General features: G+C 68.2%; 18 protein-coding genes. All 18 read left to right on the top strand.

The features are described from left to right. Positions 1-5: 5 nt before the first annotated feature. The 18 genes from INQ41_RS03575 (at position 6) to fliI (ending at position 18,972) form a co-directional block, all read left to right on the top strand. Positions 6-752, top strand: coding sequence for a flagellar basal body L-ring protein FlgH (locus tag INQ41_RS03575; protein WP_193986275.1), 747 nt, complete (start codon positions 6-8; stop codon positions 750-752). Positions 753-762: 10 nt separating this feature from the next. Then, positions 763-1,872, top strand: a complete 1,110-nt coding sequence (locus INQ41_RS03570; RefSeq protein WP_193986273.1) for a flagellar basal body P-ring protein FlgI — start codon at positions 763-765, stop codon at positions 1,870-1,872. A gap of 51 nt (positions 1,873-1,923) precedes the next feature. Beyond that, complete coding sequence (flgJ, locus tag INQ41_RS03565) at positions 1,924-2,970, top strand: flagellar assembly peptidoglycan hydrolase FlgJ (RefSeq protein WP_193986271.1); 1,047 nt, start codon at positions 1,924-1,926, stop codon at positions 2,968-2,970. 2 nt (positions 2,971-2,972) lie between these two features. Then, positions 2,973-4,856: a flagellar hook-associated protein FlgK gene (flgK, locus tag INQ41_RS03560; protein ID WP_193986263.1), complete on the top strand. Its 1,884-nt coding sequence runs from the start codon at positions 2,973-2,975 to the stop codon at positions 4,854-4,856. Between the two features lie 33 nt (positions 4,857-4,889). After that, positions 4,890-6,086 (top strand): flagellar hook-associated protein FlgL, encoded by a 1,197-nt coding sequence (flgL, locus tag INQ41_RS03555; RefSeq protein WP_193986261.1) that lies wholly within the window; start codon positions 4,890-4,892, stop codon positions 6,084-6,086. 130 nt (positions 6,087-6,216) lie between these two features. After that, entirely contained in the window at positions 6,217-7,365 is a 1,149-nt protein-coding gene (locus tag INQ41_RS03550) for a flagellin (protein ID WP_193986260.1), read from the top strand. 257 nt (positions 7,366-7,622) lie between these two features. Beyond that, a complete protein-coding gene (gene fliD, locus INQ41_RS03545) occupies positions 7,623-8,981 on the top strand; it encodes a flagellar filament capping protein FliD (RefSeq protein ID WP_193986259.1) in 1,359 nt (452 codons plus the stop codon). Between the two features lie 7 nt (positions 8,982-8,988). Then, positions 8,989-9,405 (top strand): flagellar export chaperone FliS, encoded by a 417-nt coding sequence (gene fliS / locus INQ41_RS03540; protein ID WP_193986258.1) that lies wholly within the window; start codon positions 8,989-8,991, stop codon positions 9,403-9,405. 17 nt (positions 9,406-9,422) lie between these two features. Continuing rightward, complete coding sequence (locus INQ41_RS03535; RefSeq protein ID WP_193986257.1) at positions 9,423-9,686, top strand: hypothetical protein; 264 nt, start codon at positions 9,423-9,425, stop codon at positions 9,684-9,686. Next, a complete protein-coding gene (locus tag INQ41_RS03530; RefSeq protein WP_193986256.1) occupies positions 9,683-10,258 on the top strand; it encodes a PilZ domain-containing protein in 576 nt (191 codons plus the stop codon). The genes INQ41_RS03535 and INQ41_RS03530 overlap by 4 nt, the downstream gene beginning before the upstream one ends. A 238-nt stretch (positions 10,259-10,496) precedes the next feature. Further along, positions 10,497-11,933, top strand: a complete 1,437-nt coding sequence (rpoN, locus tag INQ41_RS03525; RefSeq protein WP_193986255.1) for an RNA polymerase factor sigma-54 — start codon at positions 10,497-10,499, stop codon at positions 11,931-11,933. Positions 11,934-11,949: 16 nt separating this feature from the next. Further along, on the top strand, positions 11,950-12,354 hold the full coding sequence (locus INQ41_RS03520) for a response regulator (protein ID WP_193986254.1): 405 nt from the start codon (positions 11,950-11,952) through the stop codon (positions 12,352-12,354). Further along, on the top strand, positions 12,351-13,778 hold the full coding sequence (locus INQ41_RS03515) for a sigma-54 dependent transcriptional regulator (protein WP_193986253.1): 1,428 nt from the start codon (positions 12,351-12,353) through the stop codon (positions 13,776-13,778). Before INQ41_RS03520 ends, INQ41_RS03515 begins: the two co-directional genes overlap by 4 nt. Positions 13,779-13,866: 88 nt before the next feature. Further along, the gene (gene fliE, locus INQ41_RS03510) at positions 13,867-14,238 is read left to right on the top strand and encodes a flagellar hook-basal body complex protein FliE (protein ID WP_193986251.1); all 372 of its coding nucleotides are present in this window, start codon (positions 13,867-13,869) and stop codon (positions 14,236-14,238) included. 22 nt (positions 14,239-14,260) lie between these two features. Continuing rightward, on the top strand, positions 14,261-15,928 hold the full coding sequence (gene fliF / locus INQ41_RS03505; RefSeq protein ID WP_193986249.1) for a flagellar basal-body MS-ring/collar protein FliF: 1,668 nt from the start codon (positions 14,261-14,263) through the stop codon (positions 15,926-15,928). 13 nt (positions 15,929-15,941) lie between these two features. Further along, positions 15,942-16,928: a flagellar motor switch protein FliG gene (gene fliG, locus INQ41_RS03500; protein ID WP_193987195.1), complete on the top strand. Its 987-nt coding sequence runs from the start codon at positions 15,942-15,944 to the stop codon at positions 16,926-16,928. Beyond that, positions 16,925-17,569 (top strand): FliH/SctL family protein, encoded by a 645-nt coding sequence (locus INQ41_RS03495; RefSeq protein ID WP_407074247.1) that lies wholly within the window; start codon positions 16,925-16,927, stop codon positions 17,567-17,569. The genes fliG and INQ41_RS03495 overlap by 4 nt, the downstream gene beginning before the upstream one ends. Next, positions 17,566-18,972: a flagellar protein export ATPase FliI gene (gene fliI / locus INQ41_RS03490; protein ID WP_193986248.1), complete on the top strand. Its 1,407-nt coding sequence runs from the start codon at positions 17,566-17,568 to the stop codon at positions 18,970-18,972. Before INQ41_RS03495 ends, fliI begins: the two co-directional genes overlap by 4 nt. Positions 18,973-18,975 lie beyond the last annotated feature (3 nt).

The raw sequence follows: 18,975 nt of genomic DNA, 5'->3' as shown, positions 1-18,975 counted from the left end.
CGGACATGAACACTCTCTCCTTCACGGCGGCGATCGGCGCGCTGTCGCTGCTGCTCCTGGCCGGCTGCGCAAGCATCGTCGGCGACGTGCGGCCGTTCGCCGATGTCGCGCCGCTGGCTCCGCTGGACGCCGCCCACGTGCAGACGGCCGCTGTGCCGACGCCCGGCGCGGCGGGCTACGAACAGCAGGGCAGCGGCTCGATCTACGGCAGCCAGGCCGGCGGCGGTGGCCATCGCTTGCGGCTGTTCCAGGACAACAAGGCGCGCGAGGTCGGCGACCTGTTGACGGTCGTCCTGGTCGAACGGACGTCCTCCACCTCGCGGGCAAAAACGGCCGTATCCAAGAAGTCCGGCCTCAGCATGGGCGCGCCGGTCATCGCCGGGGTGCCGGTCAGCTACAAGGGCAATGCGATCCTGCAGGCGGAGATCGATGCGGGCCGGGACTTCAGCGGCTCCGGCGATTCCACCCAGAGCAACCGCCTGGACGGCGAGGTCACCGTCAGCGTGGTCAAGGACCTGGGCAACGGCAACCTGCTGGTCAGCGGGCAGAAGCAGGTGCGCCTGAACCAGGGCGACGAGCTGGTCCAGGTTCAAGGGATCGTGCGCACGGCCGATATCGGACCCGACAACCGCATTACGTCCGATCGGGTCGGCAACGCGCAGATCGTCTATGGCGGGCGCGGCACCTTGGCGCGCTCCAATGCAATGGGCTGGCTTGGCCGGTTCTTCAATTCCGCTGCCTTCCCGTACTGAGGAGCACGACATGCGTGCATCAACCCGCCTTCGCTCCATCGCCGTTACCGCGGTGCTCGCGCTGTTCATCGCCGGACCGGCGAGCGCGGAGCGCATCAAGGACCTCGCCCAGGTGGCCGGGGTTCGCGGCAATGCGCTGGTCGGCTACGGCCTGGTGGTCGGCCTGGACGGCAGCGGCGACCGCACCAGCCAGACCCAGTTCACCGTGCAGAGCCTGAAGACCATGCTCGACCAGCTCGGCGTGACCCTGCCGCCGGGCGTGAACCCGCAGCTCAAGAACGTCGCCGCGGTAGCGATCCACGCCGAGTTGCCGCCCTACGCCAAGCCCGGCCAGTCCATCGACGTCACCGTGTCCTCGATCGGCAACGCCGGTTCCTTGCGCGGGGGCAGCCTGTTGATGGCGCCGCTCAAGGGCGCCGATGGCCAGGTGTACGCGATCGCCCAAGGCAGCCTGATGGTCAGCGGTTTTGGCGCATCGGGCCGCGACGGATCACGGATTTCGGTCAACGCGCCCAACGGCGGGCGCATCCCCAACGGCGCGACGGTCGAGCGCGCCGTCGCCGGGGGCGCGTCCGCCTCCGACACCATCACCCTGAACCTGCACGAGTTCGACTTCACCACGGCCTCGCGCATCGTCACCGCGGTCAACAACGCGTTCGGCCCGGGACTTGCGCGGGCGGTGGATGGGGTGACCATCGAGATCGCCGCGCCCGGCAACGACCGGATCGGCTTCCTCGCCCAGCTGGAGGCACTGGACATCAGCCCGGGCGCGTCGGCGGCCAAGGTCATCGTCAATGCGCGCACCGGGACGGTGGTCATGGGCGGCCACGTCAGCGTGCTGCCGGCGGCCGTCTCGCATGGCTCGCTGACGGTATCGATCATGGAAAGCGCGCAGATCAGCCAGCCGGCGCCGTTCGGCAACGGCGTCACCGCGGTCGTGCCCCAGTCCACCATCGAGATCAGCGAAGAAGGCAACCGCATGTTTCTGCTGGAAGGCAAATCCCTGCAGGCGATAGTGAACGCGGTGAACGCGGTCGGCGCAGCTCCCGGCGATATCGTCGCCATCCTTGAGGCGCTCAAACGGGTTGGCGCACTGCGCGCCGAGCTGGAGGTGATCTGATGAGCTGCTTCGATACCTGCGGCAAGGCACACGAATTGCACTGACCTCCGCATGCGCCTGCCTTCCGCCACCGCCCTCTCCCTGCAGCCCGCCGACGCCTCGCGCGAACGGTTGCAGACGGCTGCGCGTGAGCTGGAATCGCAGTTCGCCCAGATGATGCTGAAGTCGATGCGCAGCGCCAGCCTGGGCGACCCCTTGTTGGGCGACAACACGATGTACCGCGACATGTACGACCAGCAGCTCGCCAAGGAGATGACCAAGGGGCGCGGCCTGGGCCTGGCACCGATGATCGAGCAGCAGCTGTCGCGCAGCCTGCCGGCGGCATCACCTGCAACCAATGTGGCCATTGACCTGGACCGGTCCATCGGCACGGTCATGCGACCGGGGCCGATCGCCCTGATGCAGAACCTGCCACTGCCGATGGCGCTGGATGCCGGCGGCGCGGGTGTTGGCGCCTTGGGACTCGCGCCCAGTCGCTCCGGCGTGTCGCTGCCCGCCGTCGCGCCGCAGCCGCTCCCTGTGCCGGAAACGCCGGAGGTCGCGGAAGTGGGCACCAATCCCGGCGCCAAGCTCGATTGCAGCAGCCCGGAAGCCTTCGTCCGGTCCATCTGGCCGCAGGCCAAGGAAACCGCGCGCGAGCTGGGCGTCTCGGCCAAGGCGCTGGTCGCCCAGGCCGCGCTGGAAACCGGCTGGGGCCGGCGGCTGGTGGGTGGCGACAAGTCGCACAACCTGTTCGGCATCAAATCCACGGGCAGTTGGCGCGGCGCGCGTGTGGAGTCGGCAACCCACGAATTCGTCGACGGCAAACGCCAGAACCAGCGCGCCCATTTCCGCGCCTACGACTCGGTCCAGCAGAGCTTCGCGGACTACGCAAAGCTCATGCGCAACGAGCGCTACTCCGGCGCGATCGCCGCAGGCGAGGATCCTGTGCGCTTCGCGTCGGCGCTGCAAAAAGCCGGCTACGCCACCGATCCGTCCTACGCCGCCAAAATCTCGGCGATCGCGAACGGCCCCACCCTCCAGCGCGCACTGGGCGCCCTGGAACTCTCAGGTGAGCGCGCGTACGCCGCGCTCCCACGCACCACGCCGCGAGGCTGATCATGAGCGGACTGCTCTCCACCGGAAGCTCGGCACTGCTGGCATTCCAGCGCGCGCTGAACACCGTCGGCCACAACGTCGCCAACGCCTCCACGCCCGGCTACAGCCGCCAGCGCGTGGACCTGGCGGCGCGACCGGGACAGAGCACGACCGCCGGCTACATCGGCGCCGGCGTGGACGTCGCCGGACTGCAGCGGCTCGCGGACGGACTGGTATTCGGCCGCCAGACCGACAGCAGTGCGGAGATCGGCCGACTCGGCCAGCTGTCTTCGATGGCCACCCGCCTGGACAAACTGGTGTCCGATCCCGCCAGCGGTCTGGCGGCGCCCTGGTCGGCGTTCTTCACCGCCGCGGAAGGGCTCAGCGCGGAACCGACTTCCGCCTCCGCCCGCAACGCGCTGCTTGCGGCGGGCAATCAACTGTCCACGCGCTGGAGCAGCCTGGACAGCCAGATGGCGACCCAGGAAACCGAGGTCAACCAGCGCATCAAGGCCCAGGTCGCGACGGCCAACCAGCTGGCCAGCGAAATCGCCCTGCTGAACCGCGACATCTCGACCGCCGGCAGCAGCAACTCCCCGGACCTGGTCGACCAGCGCGCGCTGCGCATCGACCAGCTTGCCAACCTGGTCGGTGCGCACACCGTCGCCCAGGATGACGGCTCGCTCAACGTGTTCACCACCGGTGGGCAGCCGCTGGTCCTCGGCGCACGCACGATGGCGCTGGGAACGGTTGCGGATCCCTACAACGCGGATCGTCTGCAGCTCTCGCTGCAAACCAGCAACGGCGGCTCGGTACCGCTGTCGGCGTCCACCGTGTCCGGGGAAGTCGGCGGCCTGCTGGAGTTCCGCAGCCGCGTCCTCGATCCCGCGCGCGCCGAACTGGGCCGGCTGGCCACGACGTTCGCGGAGACATTCAACGCCACCCAGCGCGCCGGCGTGGATTACAAAGGCGCACCCGGCGCGGACTTCTTCTCCATCCCGTCACCGCGGATCGACCGCCACGCCGGCAACACCGGGACCGCCACCTTCGCGGCCAGCGTCGGCGACGTAGGAGCGTTGAAGGGCCACGACCTGACGCTGCGTTTTGACGGCGGCAGCTGGGGCGCAACCCGCAGCGACACTGGCGAAGCGGTCGCGATCACCGGCAGTGGCACCGCCGCCGATCCGCTCAAGGTGGGCGGGGTGGAACTGGTGATGGGCGGCACGCCGGCCAACGGTGACCGTTTCTCGCTGCGCCCCACCTCGGGCGCCGCCGGCGGCCTCAAGGTCGCACTGACCGATCCGACCGGCATCGCCGCCGCCGCGCCGCTGGAAATCAGCGCCGACAGCAGCAACGTCGGCAGCGCCAAGGCCGGCGCCAGCAAGATCACCGATGCGGCCGCGTTCGCAGGTTTCGCCGGGGCGTCGATCGAGTTCATCGACGCCGGCCAGTACACCATCGACGGCGCCGGCCCGTTCGCCTATACCGCCGGCACCCCGATCGCAGGCAACGGCTGGTCGCTGAAGCTCGATGGCACACCCGCCGCCGGCGACCAGTTCACCCTGGCACGCACCCCACCGCGCTCATCAGACAACGCCAACGCACTCGGGCTGGCCGCGACCGACAAGCAGGACCTCCTCAACGGCGGCACCCTCAGCCTCACCAACGGGCTGAGCCAGCTGACCGGCAAGACCGGCGGCGAGGCCCGCCACTCGGCGCTGAACCTGGAAGCGCAGGCCGCGATCCATGGGCAGGTCATTACCGAGCGCGAGTCAGTGTCCGGCGTGAACCTCGACGAGGAGGCCACCGATCTGCTGCGTTACCAGCAGGCCTATCAGGCCGCCGCCCAGGTCATCGCCACCGCCGACAGCATGTTCCAGTCCCTGCTCAGCGCGGTTCGCCGCTGATATGGCCGACGCCGCATCCATGAGGTCGACACGATGAGAATCTCCACCGCCGGCATGTACGCGCAAGGCCTGCAGAGCATGCTCCAGCGCCAGTCCGAGATGGTCCGCACGCACGAGCAGATGACCAGCACCCGGTTGTACTCCCACGCCGGCCAGAATCCGGCCGCCGCATCCACTGCGCAGGGGCTGGACCACGCGCTCGCCGCACTGGACAGCTACAAGACCAGCGCCGGCCACGTGGATCGCAGGCTGAATCTGCAGGAGCACGCGCTCACCAGCGCGAACGACCGTGTCGGCCGCGCGCGCGACCTCATCGTGCAGGCCAATACCCCGACGCTGTCGGCCGATGACCGCAAGACCATCGCGACCGAACTGCGCCACCTGCGCGCGGAAATGATCTCGATCGCCAACAGCAACGACGGCTCCGGACGCGCGCTGTTCGCTGGCACCCGCGACGGCGTCGTGCCGTTCGCCGACAACGGCGGCACCGTTGTGTACTCCGGCAACGACGGCCAGAACAGCGTGGTCGTGGCCCCAGGTTTGAATCTTGCCGACGCCGACCCCGGCAGTGCGCTGTTCATGCGCATGCCGACCGGGGACGGCATCGTGCGTGGCAGCGTGGGCGCGGCCAACACCGGCACTGGCATGCTGCAGTCGGCCAGCGTCACCGACCACGGCGCGTGGAACGGCAGCGGCATCACGGTGGAGTTCACCGCGGCCGACAGCTACCGGGTGCTCGACGGCAGCGGTACCGAAGTCGCCACCGGGAGCTGGGCAAAAGGCCAGACCATCAGCGCCGGAGGTGTGCAGTTGAAGCTCGATGGGAGCCCCGAAACGGGCGATAGCTTCAGCGTGCAACGCGCCCCTGAGGCCGACATTTTCGCCACCCTTAAATCTCTTGCCGATGCACTTGAAGCGCCCGGCGACTCTCCCGCTGACGCAGCCCGCCGCACCAACGCACTCAATGCCGGACTGGGCGACCTGACCAGCGCGCAAGAGCACTTGATCGGCGCACGCGCGAGCACCGGCGCACGCCTGTCCGCGCTGGATGCTGCCGCGGAAAGTCGTATCGCCACCGGCCTCTCACTGGAGACGACGCTGTCAGGACTGCGCGACGTCAACTACGCCGAGGCTGCGTCCAAGTTCACCATGCAGCTCACCGCCCTTGAGGCCGCACAACAAGTGACCTTGCGCATCCAGGGTCTCTCGCTGTTCAACAAAATCGGCTGAATTGCAAGTTTTTTCCTAAAGCTTCTCCGGCGCTTGCCGTTACCTTTCTCAGCAGCGGACAACACCCAAACGGGACGCCCCTGCGAGCTAACCGGCGGACCGCCGGCATCCCTTTCAGGAGACCAAAACAATGTCTGTCATCAATACCAACGTGATGTCGCTGAACGCCCAGCGCAACCTCAACACCAACAGCGCGGACCTCGGCACCACCATCCAGCGCCTGTCCTCGGGCCTGCGCATCAACAGCGCCAAGGACGACGCCGCCGGCCTCGCGATTTCGGAGCGCTTCACCACCCAGATCCGCGGCATGGACCAGGCCGCCCGCAACGCCAACGACGGCATCTCGCTGGCGCAGACCGCCGAAGGCGCGCTGGGCGAGATCGGCAACAACCTGCAGCGCATCCGTGAGCTGGCCGTGCAGTCCCGCAACGCCACCAACTCGGACGACGACCGCGCCGCGCTGCAGAAGGAAGTCGAGCAGCTGAAGTCGGAAATCGACCGCGTCGCCGACACCACCAACTTCAACGGCACCAAGCTGCTGAACGGCGATTTCAAGGCCGCAGCATTCCAGGTCGGTGCCGACCAGGGCCAGACCATCACCGTCGACAAGATCACCGATGCGAATATCGAATCGCTGGGCACCTACCAGTCGGTCGTATATGCCGGTGCAGCAGCACCGACTACGTTTAACCCGGTCGCTGCAGGTGCGTTGACGATCAACGGCACCGACCTGGGTGACATTGCCACGGGTACCAATGCGCAGGGGCAAGGCGCCAACATCGCCGCCGCCGTTAATGCCCAGTCCGGCAAAACCGGCGTTACCGCGAGCGCGCACGCCACGTCCGGCTTGGTTACCCTGACCTCCGCGAACGGCGACGACATCATCGTCGGCGGTACGGCGGTTCCGGCGGATACGGGTTTGACTGCCGGCACGTACACCAAGACGAGCCACGGTGTCGACAACGTCGGCTTCAAGGACCTCGACATCTCGACCATCGAAGGTGCCGACAAGGCAATGCTGGCGATGGACGCCGCGCTGAAGGACGTCAACTCCGCCCGCGCCGACCTGGGTGCGATCCAGAACCGTTTCTCCTCGGTGGTTACCAACCTGCAGACCAACTCGGAGAACCTGTCCGCGTCGCGTAGCCGCATTGTCGACGCGGACTACGCCAAGGAAACCGCCAACCTGAGCCGCAGCCAGATCCTGGCCCAGGCCGGTACCGCGATGCTGGCCCAGGCCAACCAGGTGCCGCAGAACGTGCTCAGCCTGCTGCGTTAATCGCTCCTCCCCTGGGAGCACCCGACCGGTCAGTGGCTTTGCCACTGATCGGTTTTTCTTTTTGGCGACCGCGAGGCGCTCACAGGGCTCGAATGCGTCAACGCTTGGGCGATTGGGCTAAAGCTTGCCCACACGGTGCCGTTATCAACATGGCAGGGACAGTGCGCGGAACGCGCCGGCAAACCACCGGAACACTTCTTGCTTGATGCCGTTGGATCAACCGGACTCGCCGGCCAGATCGCTCCAAGGAGAGAAACGTGGCAACCATTTCCAATCCCGGTTTTTCCTCCGGCCTCAGCGGGCTGATCCCGCAGCTGGTTGCGGCCGAGCGCGCTCCCGGCGATGCGCGCTTCAACCGGATTGAAAGCGTCGCCACCGCGCAGATTTCCGCGTTCGGCAAAGTGACCGCCGGCCTGTCGGGCCTGCAGGGCGCGCTGGCGAAATTCGAGGGCGTGGGCGCGTCGCTGGGCCGCAAGGTCAGCGTCGGCACGGATGCGGGCTTCACCGCCACGGCCAATACCAAGGCCGCACTGGGCAACTACCAGATCTCGGTCGAGAGCCTGGCGACCACCCACAAGCTGCAGTCCGCGGCACTCGCGAAAGACGCAGCGGGCAAAGACGCCCAGCTGGGCCACGGCAGCCTGTCGATCACGGTCGGCGACGGCGAGGCGATCGAGGTGGAAATTGCCGAAGGCAAGGGTTCACTGGCGGAAATCCGTGACGCCATCAACGCCAAGGCCGGCGGCAAGGAAGTCACCGCAACCCTGGTGCGCGGCGACAGCGGCGACGTGCTGGTACTGGCATCGACCAAAACCGGCACCGACGGCCGGATGCAGATCAGCACGAGCGGCGGCGATGGCGGCCTGGAGGCCCTGGCCTCCAGTGGCGGCACGATGACCGTCGCCGATGCCGGCAACGATGCGCGTGTCCTGATTGACGGTATTAGCCGCACCAGCAGCAGCAACCGCCTGGACGAGGCGATCGACGGCATCACCATCGATCTCACCAAGGCAAAACCGGGCGAGAACTCCTCGCTGTCGCTGACCTCCGATGCGAGTCCGCTGAAGGCGAGCATGCTGAGCTTCATCAGCGCCTACAACACCGCGCTGAGCGCCCTGCGCACCCAGAGCGCATCGGGCGGGGAGAGCAGTTCGGGCGCGCCTTTGAGTGGCGATTCGGCGCCGCGCTCCATCACCCAGAGCCTGCGCGGCGCGATCAGCGCCAACTACGCGCAACTGGCGGAGCTTGGGCTGAAAACCGGCGTGGACGGGTCACTGAGCCTGGATGGCAGCAAGTTCGACACCGCCATCGCCGCCGACCCGGAGGCCGTGCAACGACTGCTCGGTGACGAGGGCGCACTGCAGAAGCCGATGGCCGCCGCGCTCAAGTCCTTGCTGGGCGACGACGGCATGATCAAAGGCCGCACCGATGCGCTCAACTCGCGGCTGAAATCGCTCAAAACGGAACGCGAGAGGTTCGACCGCCGCATCAGCGATGTCCAAGCCCGCTACACCCGCCAGTTCACCGCCCTGGACATGATGGTGTCGCAGATGCAGAGCACCAGCAGCTTCCTCACCCAACAACTGAGCCAGATCACTCAGCTCAAACAATCCTGAGACCACCATGCACAGCGCCCGCAGCTACGCCAACCAGTACCGCCAGACAAGCGTCAACAGCGCGGTGCTGGACGCCAGTCCGCACCAGCTGATTTCGCTGATGCTCGCGGGAGCCCGTGAACGCGCCCGGCTCGCCATCGCATGCCTGGAACGCGACGACCTGCCGCGCAAATCGCAGGCGATCAGCGAAGCCAGCGCGATCATCGGCGGTCTCAACGGTGCACTGGACATGGCGGCGGGCGGCGAGATCGCCGACGGCCTGCAGGCGTTGTACGACTACGCACAACGTCGCCTGCTGGAGGCCAACATCGACAACGATCGCGCACCGCTGGAGGAGATCGACGGCCTGTTGGGCGACATCGAATCGGCGTGGTGCGCCATTGCGCCCGGAACACACCAAGGGCAGCCGGCTGTCCGCCCGTGACCGGAATGAGCACTCCAATGCTCCCGACCGCTGCCATCCGGGAGGCGATGGAAGCAGACCAACTGGACGTCGCGATGGAGCTGATCGCGCACCATGAGCGGGATGTGCGCGCGGCGCTGGCTGCACCCTCCACGGCTGACCGTTCCGCCTGGCTGGGGCTGCTCGCCGAGCAGAACGCCCTTCTGGCGCATCTCAAGTTTGCCCGTGCCCAGGCCGCCGAAGCCCTGCAGCGCTTGAAATCCAATCACGACAGCGTCCGGGCGTACCGGGAGACACGATGAACGCCGACAACGCCCGCGCGCTGGTCTTTGGTGACACGCTGGCATGCGAGGAAATCCGCCCGGCGACCTTCCTGCCCGGCGAACCGGACGCGAATGCCCAGCGCGTGGCCTGCCTGCGCAGCGACGCACTCCTGCGGGCGATCGCGGTGGTCGAGGACAGCCGCAACGAGGACGGTGAGGAGCGCAGCCCGCAGGACTCGGCCATGCAGAGGGTGGAAGCCAAGCTCGATCTGCTGACCGCGCTGATGGCGACGCTGGTCAACAACCAGGAGACCGGCGACCCGGCACGCGAATTCCGCTGGTCGGCGCTGGGCGTCTGCCTGGCAGTCGGCGGTGGCGCAGCCGCCGCCTCGTCACCGGGCACGCAGGGGATGTTCCGGGTGCAGCCCTGCGACTGGCTGCCTGAAACCCTCCAGCTGCCCGCCAGCGTCCTGGCCAGCGTTGCTGACGCGCACGGCCATCACCTGTGGCTGCGCTTCCTGTCGCTGCCGCCGGCGCTGACGGCGTCGCTGGAGCGCCACCTGTTCCGCGTCCATCGCCGCGCAATTGCGGAGTCGCGTCGCGCGCGTTGATGCAGTAATCCGCGTCCTCGCCGATCCAGGTGCCCACACCCTTGGGTACTGGCGCGGACCGGTTAATGCCGGCGCCGGAAACCCGTCATTTGAAGGTCCTGCCCGTTCGCGGACCGCATTCGTGCAGGTGAAATGACCTGGGTCACGGATCCGGTAGACTCCTTCATGCATGATCCGTACCACGTGACACCCGGAAACCGGACAGGGCACGGCACATGACGGATTTCGGGGGAAAGTCGTGAAACAAGCTGCTCGCGCGCAACTCGCGCAATCCATCAATCTCACGCCGCAACTGTTGCAGTCCATCCGGCTGCTCCAGCTGACGTCGCCGCAGCTGGAGCAGGAACTGCTGCAGGCGTTGGCGCTGAACCCGATGCTGGAGCAGGACGAGAGCGACGAAGCCGGCGAGACGGATATCGACGCGGGCGAGTGCCAGAGCGACGACGCAGCGCTGGAAGCCGCCGCCTGGGACGAGCTTCCCGAGCCGATGCACGGCTCCACCAACCCCCCCGGCGGGAGCGGCGCCGACGACGACGGCATCGCCCGCATCGCCGATGGCAGTTCGTCGGACCCTCGCGTGCGGCTGTTGCAGGAGCTCGCGCTCGAGTGGGATCCGGATGCTCTGCCGCTGGCCCAGTGGTGGCTGGATCACTGCGATGACCGCGGCTATCTGGAGCAGCCCGTGCGCGAGCTGATCGCACAGGGCGCGCGTGCCCTGGCGGTGGCCAAGGCGGAGATGCGTCTGAGCCGTCTCCGCCTGTTGCACGGTCCCTGGCCGGGCATGGCCGCAGCGGACGCGTCGGAATGTCTTCGTGCGCAGTTGCGCGCGCAACGCTCGCACTTGCGGGCCACGGACACCGATGAGGTCGCTACCTTCCAGCTGGCCGAGCGTATCCTGGACGGGCATATCGCCCTGTTGGCGGCCAATGAGGTCGGCGCACTCGCCAAGACGGTGCGCGCCGATGTGGCGACGGTCGAACGCGCGATCGGCCTCATTCGAGCGCTGAGCCCGAGCGCCGTTGAGGAACCTGCCGATGACACTGGGGGTTACATCATTCCCGACGTGGTGGTGCGGTTCATCGGTGGCGACTGGCGCGTGGCCCTGAACGGACGCGCCGCCCCGCGCGTACGGGTTGCCGCGCACTGCGAACGCGCCCTGGCAGACGCGCCGGGCGACCAGTCCGTCCTGCGCGGGCTTCTGGATGAAGCCCGCTGGCTGGTGCGCGGCGTCGCGATGCGCAACGAGACGCTGTTGCGGACGGCGCAGGTACTGGTGGAGCGGCAGCGCGGTTTCCTGGAGCGCGGCGAGGAGGCCATCGCGCCCTTGACCTTGCGCGAAGTCGCCGACACGATCGCGATGCACGAATCCACCGTATCGCGCATCACCACGGGCAAATACATCCAGACCCCGCGCGGCACTTTCGAGCTCAAGCGCCTGTTCGCGGTGCGTCTGGAAGGCGCTGCGGTCTCGGGCGCCGCCGTCAAGGCGATGGTCAAGCGCCTGATCGATGCAGAGCCACCCCATGCGCCATTGGCCGACGACACGATCGCCGGGCTTCTGGAACGACGGGGTGTTCGCATTGCCCGTCGTACCGTAGCCAAATACCGTGACCAGCTATCCATCGGCCCCGCCCGCTCACGCCAGCGACCGGCCCCGACTCCCTTCGCCGGCTGACCCGGAGTAGTCCCAGATGCGCAATCTCAACGTCCTGCTTGTCGATGACCACGAAGGCTTCATCAATGCCGCGGTGCGCCACCTGCGCCGGCTCCAGTGGGTGACTGTGATCGGTTCGGCCGCCAACGGTATCGAGGCGATTGCCCGCTGCGAGGCGCTCCATCCGGATGCCGTCCTGATGGACCTCGCGATGCCCGAGATGGGCGGGCTGCAGGCCACCCGCCTGATCAAGGCCCAGGACAACCCGCCCTATGTGGTGATTGCCAGCCACTTTGACGACACCGAACACCGCGAGCACGCCCAGCGCGCGGGTGCGGATGCCTTCGTCAGCAAACTGTCCTACATCCACGATGTGGTGCCGCTGCTGGAAACGCTGGCGGGCACGCTGGGCATCGAGCCGGCGCTGCGGGTGTCGTCATGAGCGAGTCGCGCATCCTCGTACTCGACAGCAACATGGAGCGTGCCGAGCGCGTCGCCACGTTGCTGGAGTTCATGGATTTCACGCCGCGGCTTGCAGAACCCGCTGACATCGATATCAAGCGCTCGCGGCCGGGCGACTGGGTGGCGATCGTGGTGGGTGATGTGTCGACCGACCCGGCGTGGCCCGCGCTGGTGCAGTGGATCGCGGCCCAGCCGCTGCATCCGCCGCTGATGGTCCTCAGCGGGACGGGCGATGATGCGCCGTGGCGCTCGTCGCTGCATCCCGAAACGCTGTGGCCGCTGGACTACCCCGTCCGTCGCGCGCAACTGCAGGAGGCGCTGCGTCGCGCCAGCCTGAAACGCATCCACCAGGACGAGGAGCGCGAGCATTCCACCAGCGGGCCCACCGGCCGCAGCCCGGCGACGCTGCGCCTGACCCGGATGATCGATCAGGTCGCACCGTTCGACACCACGGTGTTGATCCTGGGCGAATCGGGCACCGGCAAGGAGGTGGCTGCGCGCACCGTGCACGCGCGCTCGCGTCGGCACGACCGCCCCTTCGTGGCGATGAACTGCGGCGCCATCCCGGCCGAGCTGCTGGAAAGCGAGCTGTTCGGGCATGAGAAAGGTGCGTTTACCGGGGCGCTGACGCAGCGCAAGGGCCGCTTCGAGATGGCCGACGGCGGCACCCTGCTGCTGGACGAGATCGGCGACATGAGCATGCCGATGCAGGTGAAGCTGCTGCGGGTCCTGCAGGAACGGACGTTCGAGCGCGTCGGCGGCAACCAGACCATCCAGTGCGATGTGCGTGTGATCGCGGCGACCCACCGAAACCTGGAATCGCATATCGCCGAAGGAAAGTTCCGCGAGGACCTGTTCTACCGGCTCAACGTGTTCCCGATCGAGATGCCTGCCCTGCGCGAGCGCAGTGATGACCTCCCCGACCTGATCTCGGCGATCACCCGCCAGCTGGCGGAAGCCGGCCGCGGCAAGGTCACCCTCAGCGAGGGCGCGGTCGACGTGCTGCGCCGGTACGCATGGCCGGGCAACGTGCGCGAGCTGAGCAATCTGCTGGAGCGTCTGGCGGTCCTGCATCCGGCCGAAACCGTCCGCGCCAGCGACCTGCCGGCGCGATACCGTGCGGGCCTGGCCGAGCTGCCCGAGGAACCGGCCCCACTCTCAACGCCGGTCGATGCAGAGGACGGCGCCGCCGAGCTCAGTCATCCCGCCTCGGCGGTGTCGCCGCGGGCCACCCTGCCTGCCGAGGGCATGGACCTGCGCTCGCACATCGCCGATGTCGAGCTGGAACTGATCCGCGCCGCGCTGGAGCAGGCCGACGGCGTTGTCGCCCACGCGGCGCCGCTGCTGGGCCTGCGCCGGACCACGCTGGTGGAAAAACTGCGGAAGTACGGTATCGAGCGCTGACCGGAACCCGCCGCGTCGGGTTCCCGGCACGCGCATGGCACACCCCTTGCATCGACAGGCGCATTGACCAGACGGCCTGAAGTTCCGCATGAGCGATGCGATTTCCTCGATTCTTTCCCAGATCCGCGCGCACCAGTCGCAGGCCGGCGGACGCATGGGCGACGCGCCGGCCAGCAATGCCATCAATCCGGGCGCGATCAGCCCCGGCGGCATCGGCGCGTCCGAGGGACTGAAGGGACCCGGATTCTCTGAAACCCTGAACAACGCGATCGACAACGTCAGTCGCGCCCAGAACCATGCAGGCCAGCTGCAGCAGGCCTTTGAAATGGGCGATCCACGTGCCGACCTGGCGCGGGTCATGGTGGCGATGCAGCAGTCCACGGTGGCGTTCCGCGCCACCGTGGAGGTCCGCAACCGCATGGTCCAGGCGTACCAGGACGTGATGAACATGCCGATATGAGCCACTTCCCGAGCACGCGCCAATGAGCGTCATTCCCTTGCCGAAGAATCCCTTGGCCGGCCTGCGCGACATCGGTCCGCTGCAGGACATTCCGGTGGTCCGCCAGATGGGCACCTTCGCGCTCGTCGCCGTGGCGATCGCGATCGGCCTGTGGCTGTTCTTCTGGACCCAGCGGCCCGACTACGTGCCGGTGTTCGCCGGTCTGGACGCCAAGTCCACCAGCGAGGCGTCCGACCTGCTGCGCAGCGCGCGCATCCCGTTCCGCATCGACCCGGCCAGCGGCGCGCTCGCGGTGCCGACCGACCAGAGCGGCCAGGCCAAACTGGCGCTCGCGTCGGCGGGACTGCCGGCCAACAACGGCGGCGGCTTCGAGTCGCTGCAGGGTGACCAGGGTTTCGGCACCAGCCAGTTTGTCGAGAACGCGCGCTACCAGCACGCGCTGGAGACCGAGCTGGCCCGCACCATCGCCAACCTGCGCCCGGTGCTGGAAGCGCGAGTTCACCTGGCGATCCCGAAGCCGAGCGCGTTCACCCGCCAGAAGGAACCGGCCAGCGCCTCGGTCGTCCTGCATCTGCGCAATGGCAGCGTGCTGGAGGCCGGCCAGGTCAGCGCGATCGTGCACCTGGTGTCCAACAGCATTCCGCAGCTGCCGCTGGAAAGCATCACCGTCGTCGACCAGTTCGGCCGCATGCTCTCGCAATCCGATCCGGACAGCGATTCGGCGATCGGTGCGAAGCGCTTTGAACAGCAGCAACGCCAGGAAGCGCTCTACGTGCAGCGCATCCAGGAACTGCTCGCGCCGATGACCGGTCCGGGGCGGGTCAGCGCCCAGGTGAGCGTCGACATGGACTTCGCCCAGACCGAGCAGGCCCGCGAGGTCTACGGTCCCGAGGCGGCCATCGTGCGCAGCGAGCAGATCTCCGAGTCCGGGGACCTTGGCGCAGCCCAGCCGCCGCAAGGGGTTCCCGGCAGCGCAAGCAATACGCCCGATCCCGTCGCGGCCGCTCCCGCCGCCGGGGCACCCGATCCCGCGGCGGCGGCGGCGGCGGCGCCGCCGCCACCGTCCACCAACGGCGCGCGCACGGCGGTACGCAACTACGAAATCGACCGCACCCTGACCCACACCCGCCAGGCGCCCGGCCGGATCACCCGGGTGACCGCGGCGGTCCTGGTGGACAACGTCCCGGGCGCGCCGTCGGCCGACGGCAAGATCGTCAGCCGCGAACTCACCGCGGTCGAGCTGGAGCGCATCCAGTCACTCGTGCAGCAGGCGGTGGGCTTCGACGCCCAGCGCGGCGACATGGTCACCGTGGTCAATGCACCGTTTGCGCGCGAGACGATCGACGAACCGGGCGGTCCGCCCGCTTGGGAAAACCCGCGCCTGCGCGAGCTGCTGCGCATCGCCCTGGGCGGCCTGGCCGTGCTGGCGCTGATCTTCACCGTGTTGCGCCCTGCCCTGCGCCAGCTGATGGGACCGGTCAAGCCGCAGGTCGCCGTGGCGACCGTGATCGAGGAGGACGAAGTGCCGGTCGCGCTGTCGGCGCCTCGGGCCGCCCCACGGCCGGCCGAGGACCCCAATGCCCCGCTGCTGGACTTTGACGAGAAGCTGCAGGTGGCGCGCACCGCTGTCAGCAACGACCCGAAACGGGTCGCCAACGTGATCCGCAACTGGGTGGAAGTCGATGGTTGAGTCCAAGGAACCGCTGTCCGGCGTCCAGCGCGCGGCGGTCGTGCTGCTGTCCCTTGGCGAGGCGCAGGCGGCCGAGGTCCTCAAGCACATGGGGGCCAAGGAAGTGCAGAAGCTCGGCATGGCCATGGCATCGGTGGGTGGCGTGTCGCGCACCACCGTGGGTGCGGTGTTCGACGAGTTTGTCGAAACGCTGGCGCAACCCAGCGCGCTGGGCGCCGGCGCCGACGAGTACATCCGCGCCGTGCTGACCCAGGCACTGGGCGAGGAGCGCGCCGGCAGCCTGATCGACCGCATTTTGGCCGGACGCAACACCTCCGGCCTGGACACGCTGAAGTGGATGGAGCCGCGCGCGATCTCCGAGCTGGTGCGCAACGAGCACCCGCAGATCATCGCCATCGTCATGGCCCACCTGGACGAGGACCAGGCCGCCGAGGTGCTCAAGTGCCTGACCCCGCGCGTGCGCGCCGAGGTCCTGCTCCGCCTGGCGACGCTGGATGGCATCCCGCCCAACGCGCTCAATGAGCTCAACGACGTGATGGCGCGCCAGTTTGCCGGCAGCCAGAACATCAAGTCCTCCTCGATCGGCGGTGTGCGCGTGGCCGCCAACATCCTCAACTTCATGGACAGCGGCCAGGACGAGACGATCCTGGAGAACATCGGCCAGATCGACGAGGCGCTTAGCGTGCAGATCCGCGAGCTCATGTTCGTGTTCGACAACCTGGTCGACCTGGATGACCGCACGATCCAGACCGTGCTGCGCGAGATATCACCCGACAAGCTGGCACTGGCGTTGCGCGGAGCAGACCAGAAGGTCCGCGCCAAGATCACCACCAACATGTCCCAGCGCGCCGCGGAAATCCTGATCGAGGACATGGAGGCCCGTGGCCCGGTGCGCCTGGCCGAGGTCGAGGCCGCGCAGAAGGAGATTCTCGCCGAGGTCCGCAAGATGGCCGACAGCGGCACCATCCAGCTGTCGGCCAAGACCGAAGCATTCGTATGATTGCCCTGGCCGACAGCATGCAGGCGGTCCGGTGGCTTGCGCCGGATCTGGATACCGTCACGGCGTCCAGCGGGATGCCCGATGTCCACGAGCCGGTGCCCGCGCTGCCCAGCGTTGAGGAGCTGCAGGCACTGGAGGCGGCCGCGCGCGAGGAAGGCTACGCCAGCGGCCACGCGGCCGGCCATGCCGCGGGGCTGGCCAGCGGACAATCCGAGGTGCGCAGGATGATTGCGCAGATGGAAGGCATCCTGGACGGCTTCACCCGCCCGCTGGCCCGGCTGGACGATGAAGTGGCCGATGCGCTGGGCGAACTGGCAGTGCGCATTGCCGGCAACCTGCTGGGCCGCACCTACCAGGCCGACCCCACCCTGCTCGCCGATCTGGTCCGCGAGGCGCTGGATGCGGTGGGCACCAGCTCGCGCGAGATCGAACTGCGCCTGCATCCCGACGATCTGGGCGTGCTGGCGCCGCATCTGGCGGGGTTGAGCGGCGTGCGCCTGACCGATGACACCACGCTGGCCCGCGGCGAGCTGCGGCTGCACAGCGAGAGCGTGCGCATCGACGGCACCCTGGCCTCGCGTCTGCAGGCCTGCCTGGATGCCGCCAGGGAAGCCGACGCAAACCGGGGCGACGCGCCATGAGCCGCATCGCCGCCGAACAATGGGAAGAGATGCGCAACCTGCGCCTGTCGGCGCGGCTGGGCGCGATCGACCCGCAGCCGCCGTCCCTCGGACTGGCGCGCGAGGGCGTGCTGCGGCGTGCCGTCGGGCTGACCCTGGAGGCGTCCGGATGCAGCGCACCGCTGGGGTCGCGTTGCCGCGTGGAAACCTCGGGCGGGCGCTGGGTGGATGCGGAAGTGGTCGGCTTTTCCGGCGACCGCACCTTCCTGATGCCCACCGCTGATCTGGCCGGGCTGCTGCCAAACGCTCGCGTGGTGACTACCCGCCAACGCGGCGAAGTGGCGGTTGGCGAAGGATTGCTGGGGCGCGTGATCGACAGCGACGGCGTGCCCCTGGACGGCCGCGGACCCTTGCGCCCGGAAAGCTGGGTCGGCCTGGGCGGTCAGATCATCAATCCACTGACGCGCGAGCCGATCACCCGATCGCTGGATGTCGGCGTGCGCGCGATCAACGCGCTGCTGCCGATCGGGCGCGGCCAGCGCATCGGCCTGTTCGCCGGCTCGGGTGTCGGCAAGTCGACCCTGCTCGGCATGATGACGCGCTACACCGCCGCGGACGTGATCGTGGTCGGTCTTGTCGGCGAGCGCGGCCGCGAGGTGCGCGACTTCGTGGAGGCGACGCTGGGCGAGGAAGGCATGCGCCGCGCCGTGGTGGTGGCTGCACCGGCCGATCGCCCGCCGCTGGCCCGCCTGCACGGCGCCTTGCGAGCCACCGCAATCGCGGAGTGGTACCGCGACCAGGGCCTGCATGTGCTGTTGCTGATGGACTCGCTGACTCGTTTCGCCCAGGCCCAACGCGAGATCGGCCTCTCTGTGGGCGAGCCGCCGACCACCCGTGGCTATCCGCCTTCGGTGTTCGCCAAGCTGCCGCAACTGGTGGAACGGGCCGGCAACGGCGCCGACGGGCGCGGCTCGATCACCGCGTTCTATACCGTCCTCACCGAGGGCGATGACCAGCAGGAACCCATCGCCGACGCCGCCCGCGCGATCCTTGACGGCCACATCGTGCTGACGCGCCGCATCGCCGACGCCGGCCAGTACCCGGCCATCGACGTGGAGGTGTCGGTCAGCCGGGTGATGCAGGACATCACCGACCCGGCGTGGCGCGAGCGCATCCGCAAGCTGCGCCGGCTGCTGGCCGCCTACTCCGCCCAGCGCGACCTGATCGCCATCGGCGCCTACCAGCGCGGCAGCGATCCGGCCGTCGACGAGGCCCTTGCCCGCTGGCCGGCGATCCAGGCGTTTCTCGGCCAGGACGTGGCCGAGGGCGCCGATGTGGATGCAAGCCGCGCGGCGCTGGCCCGACTGCTTGACGACACCTCCGACATTCCCCGCTCCACCAACCCTGCCGTGCAGGAGGCATGACCC

The organism is Lysobacter ciconiae (assembly GCF_015209725.1).
Classification (GTDB): Bacteria; Pseudomonadota; Gammaproteobacteria; order Xanthomonadales; family Xanthomonadaceae; genus Novilysobacter; species Novilysobacter ciconiae.
The sequence above is the reverse complement of the archived record's forward strand: the minus strand, read 5'-3'. Positions and strand labels throughout refer to the sequence as shown.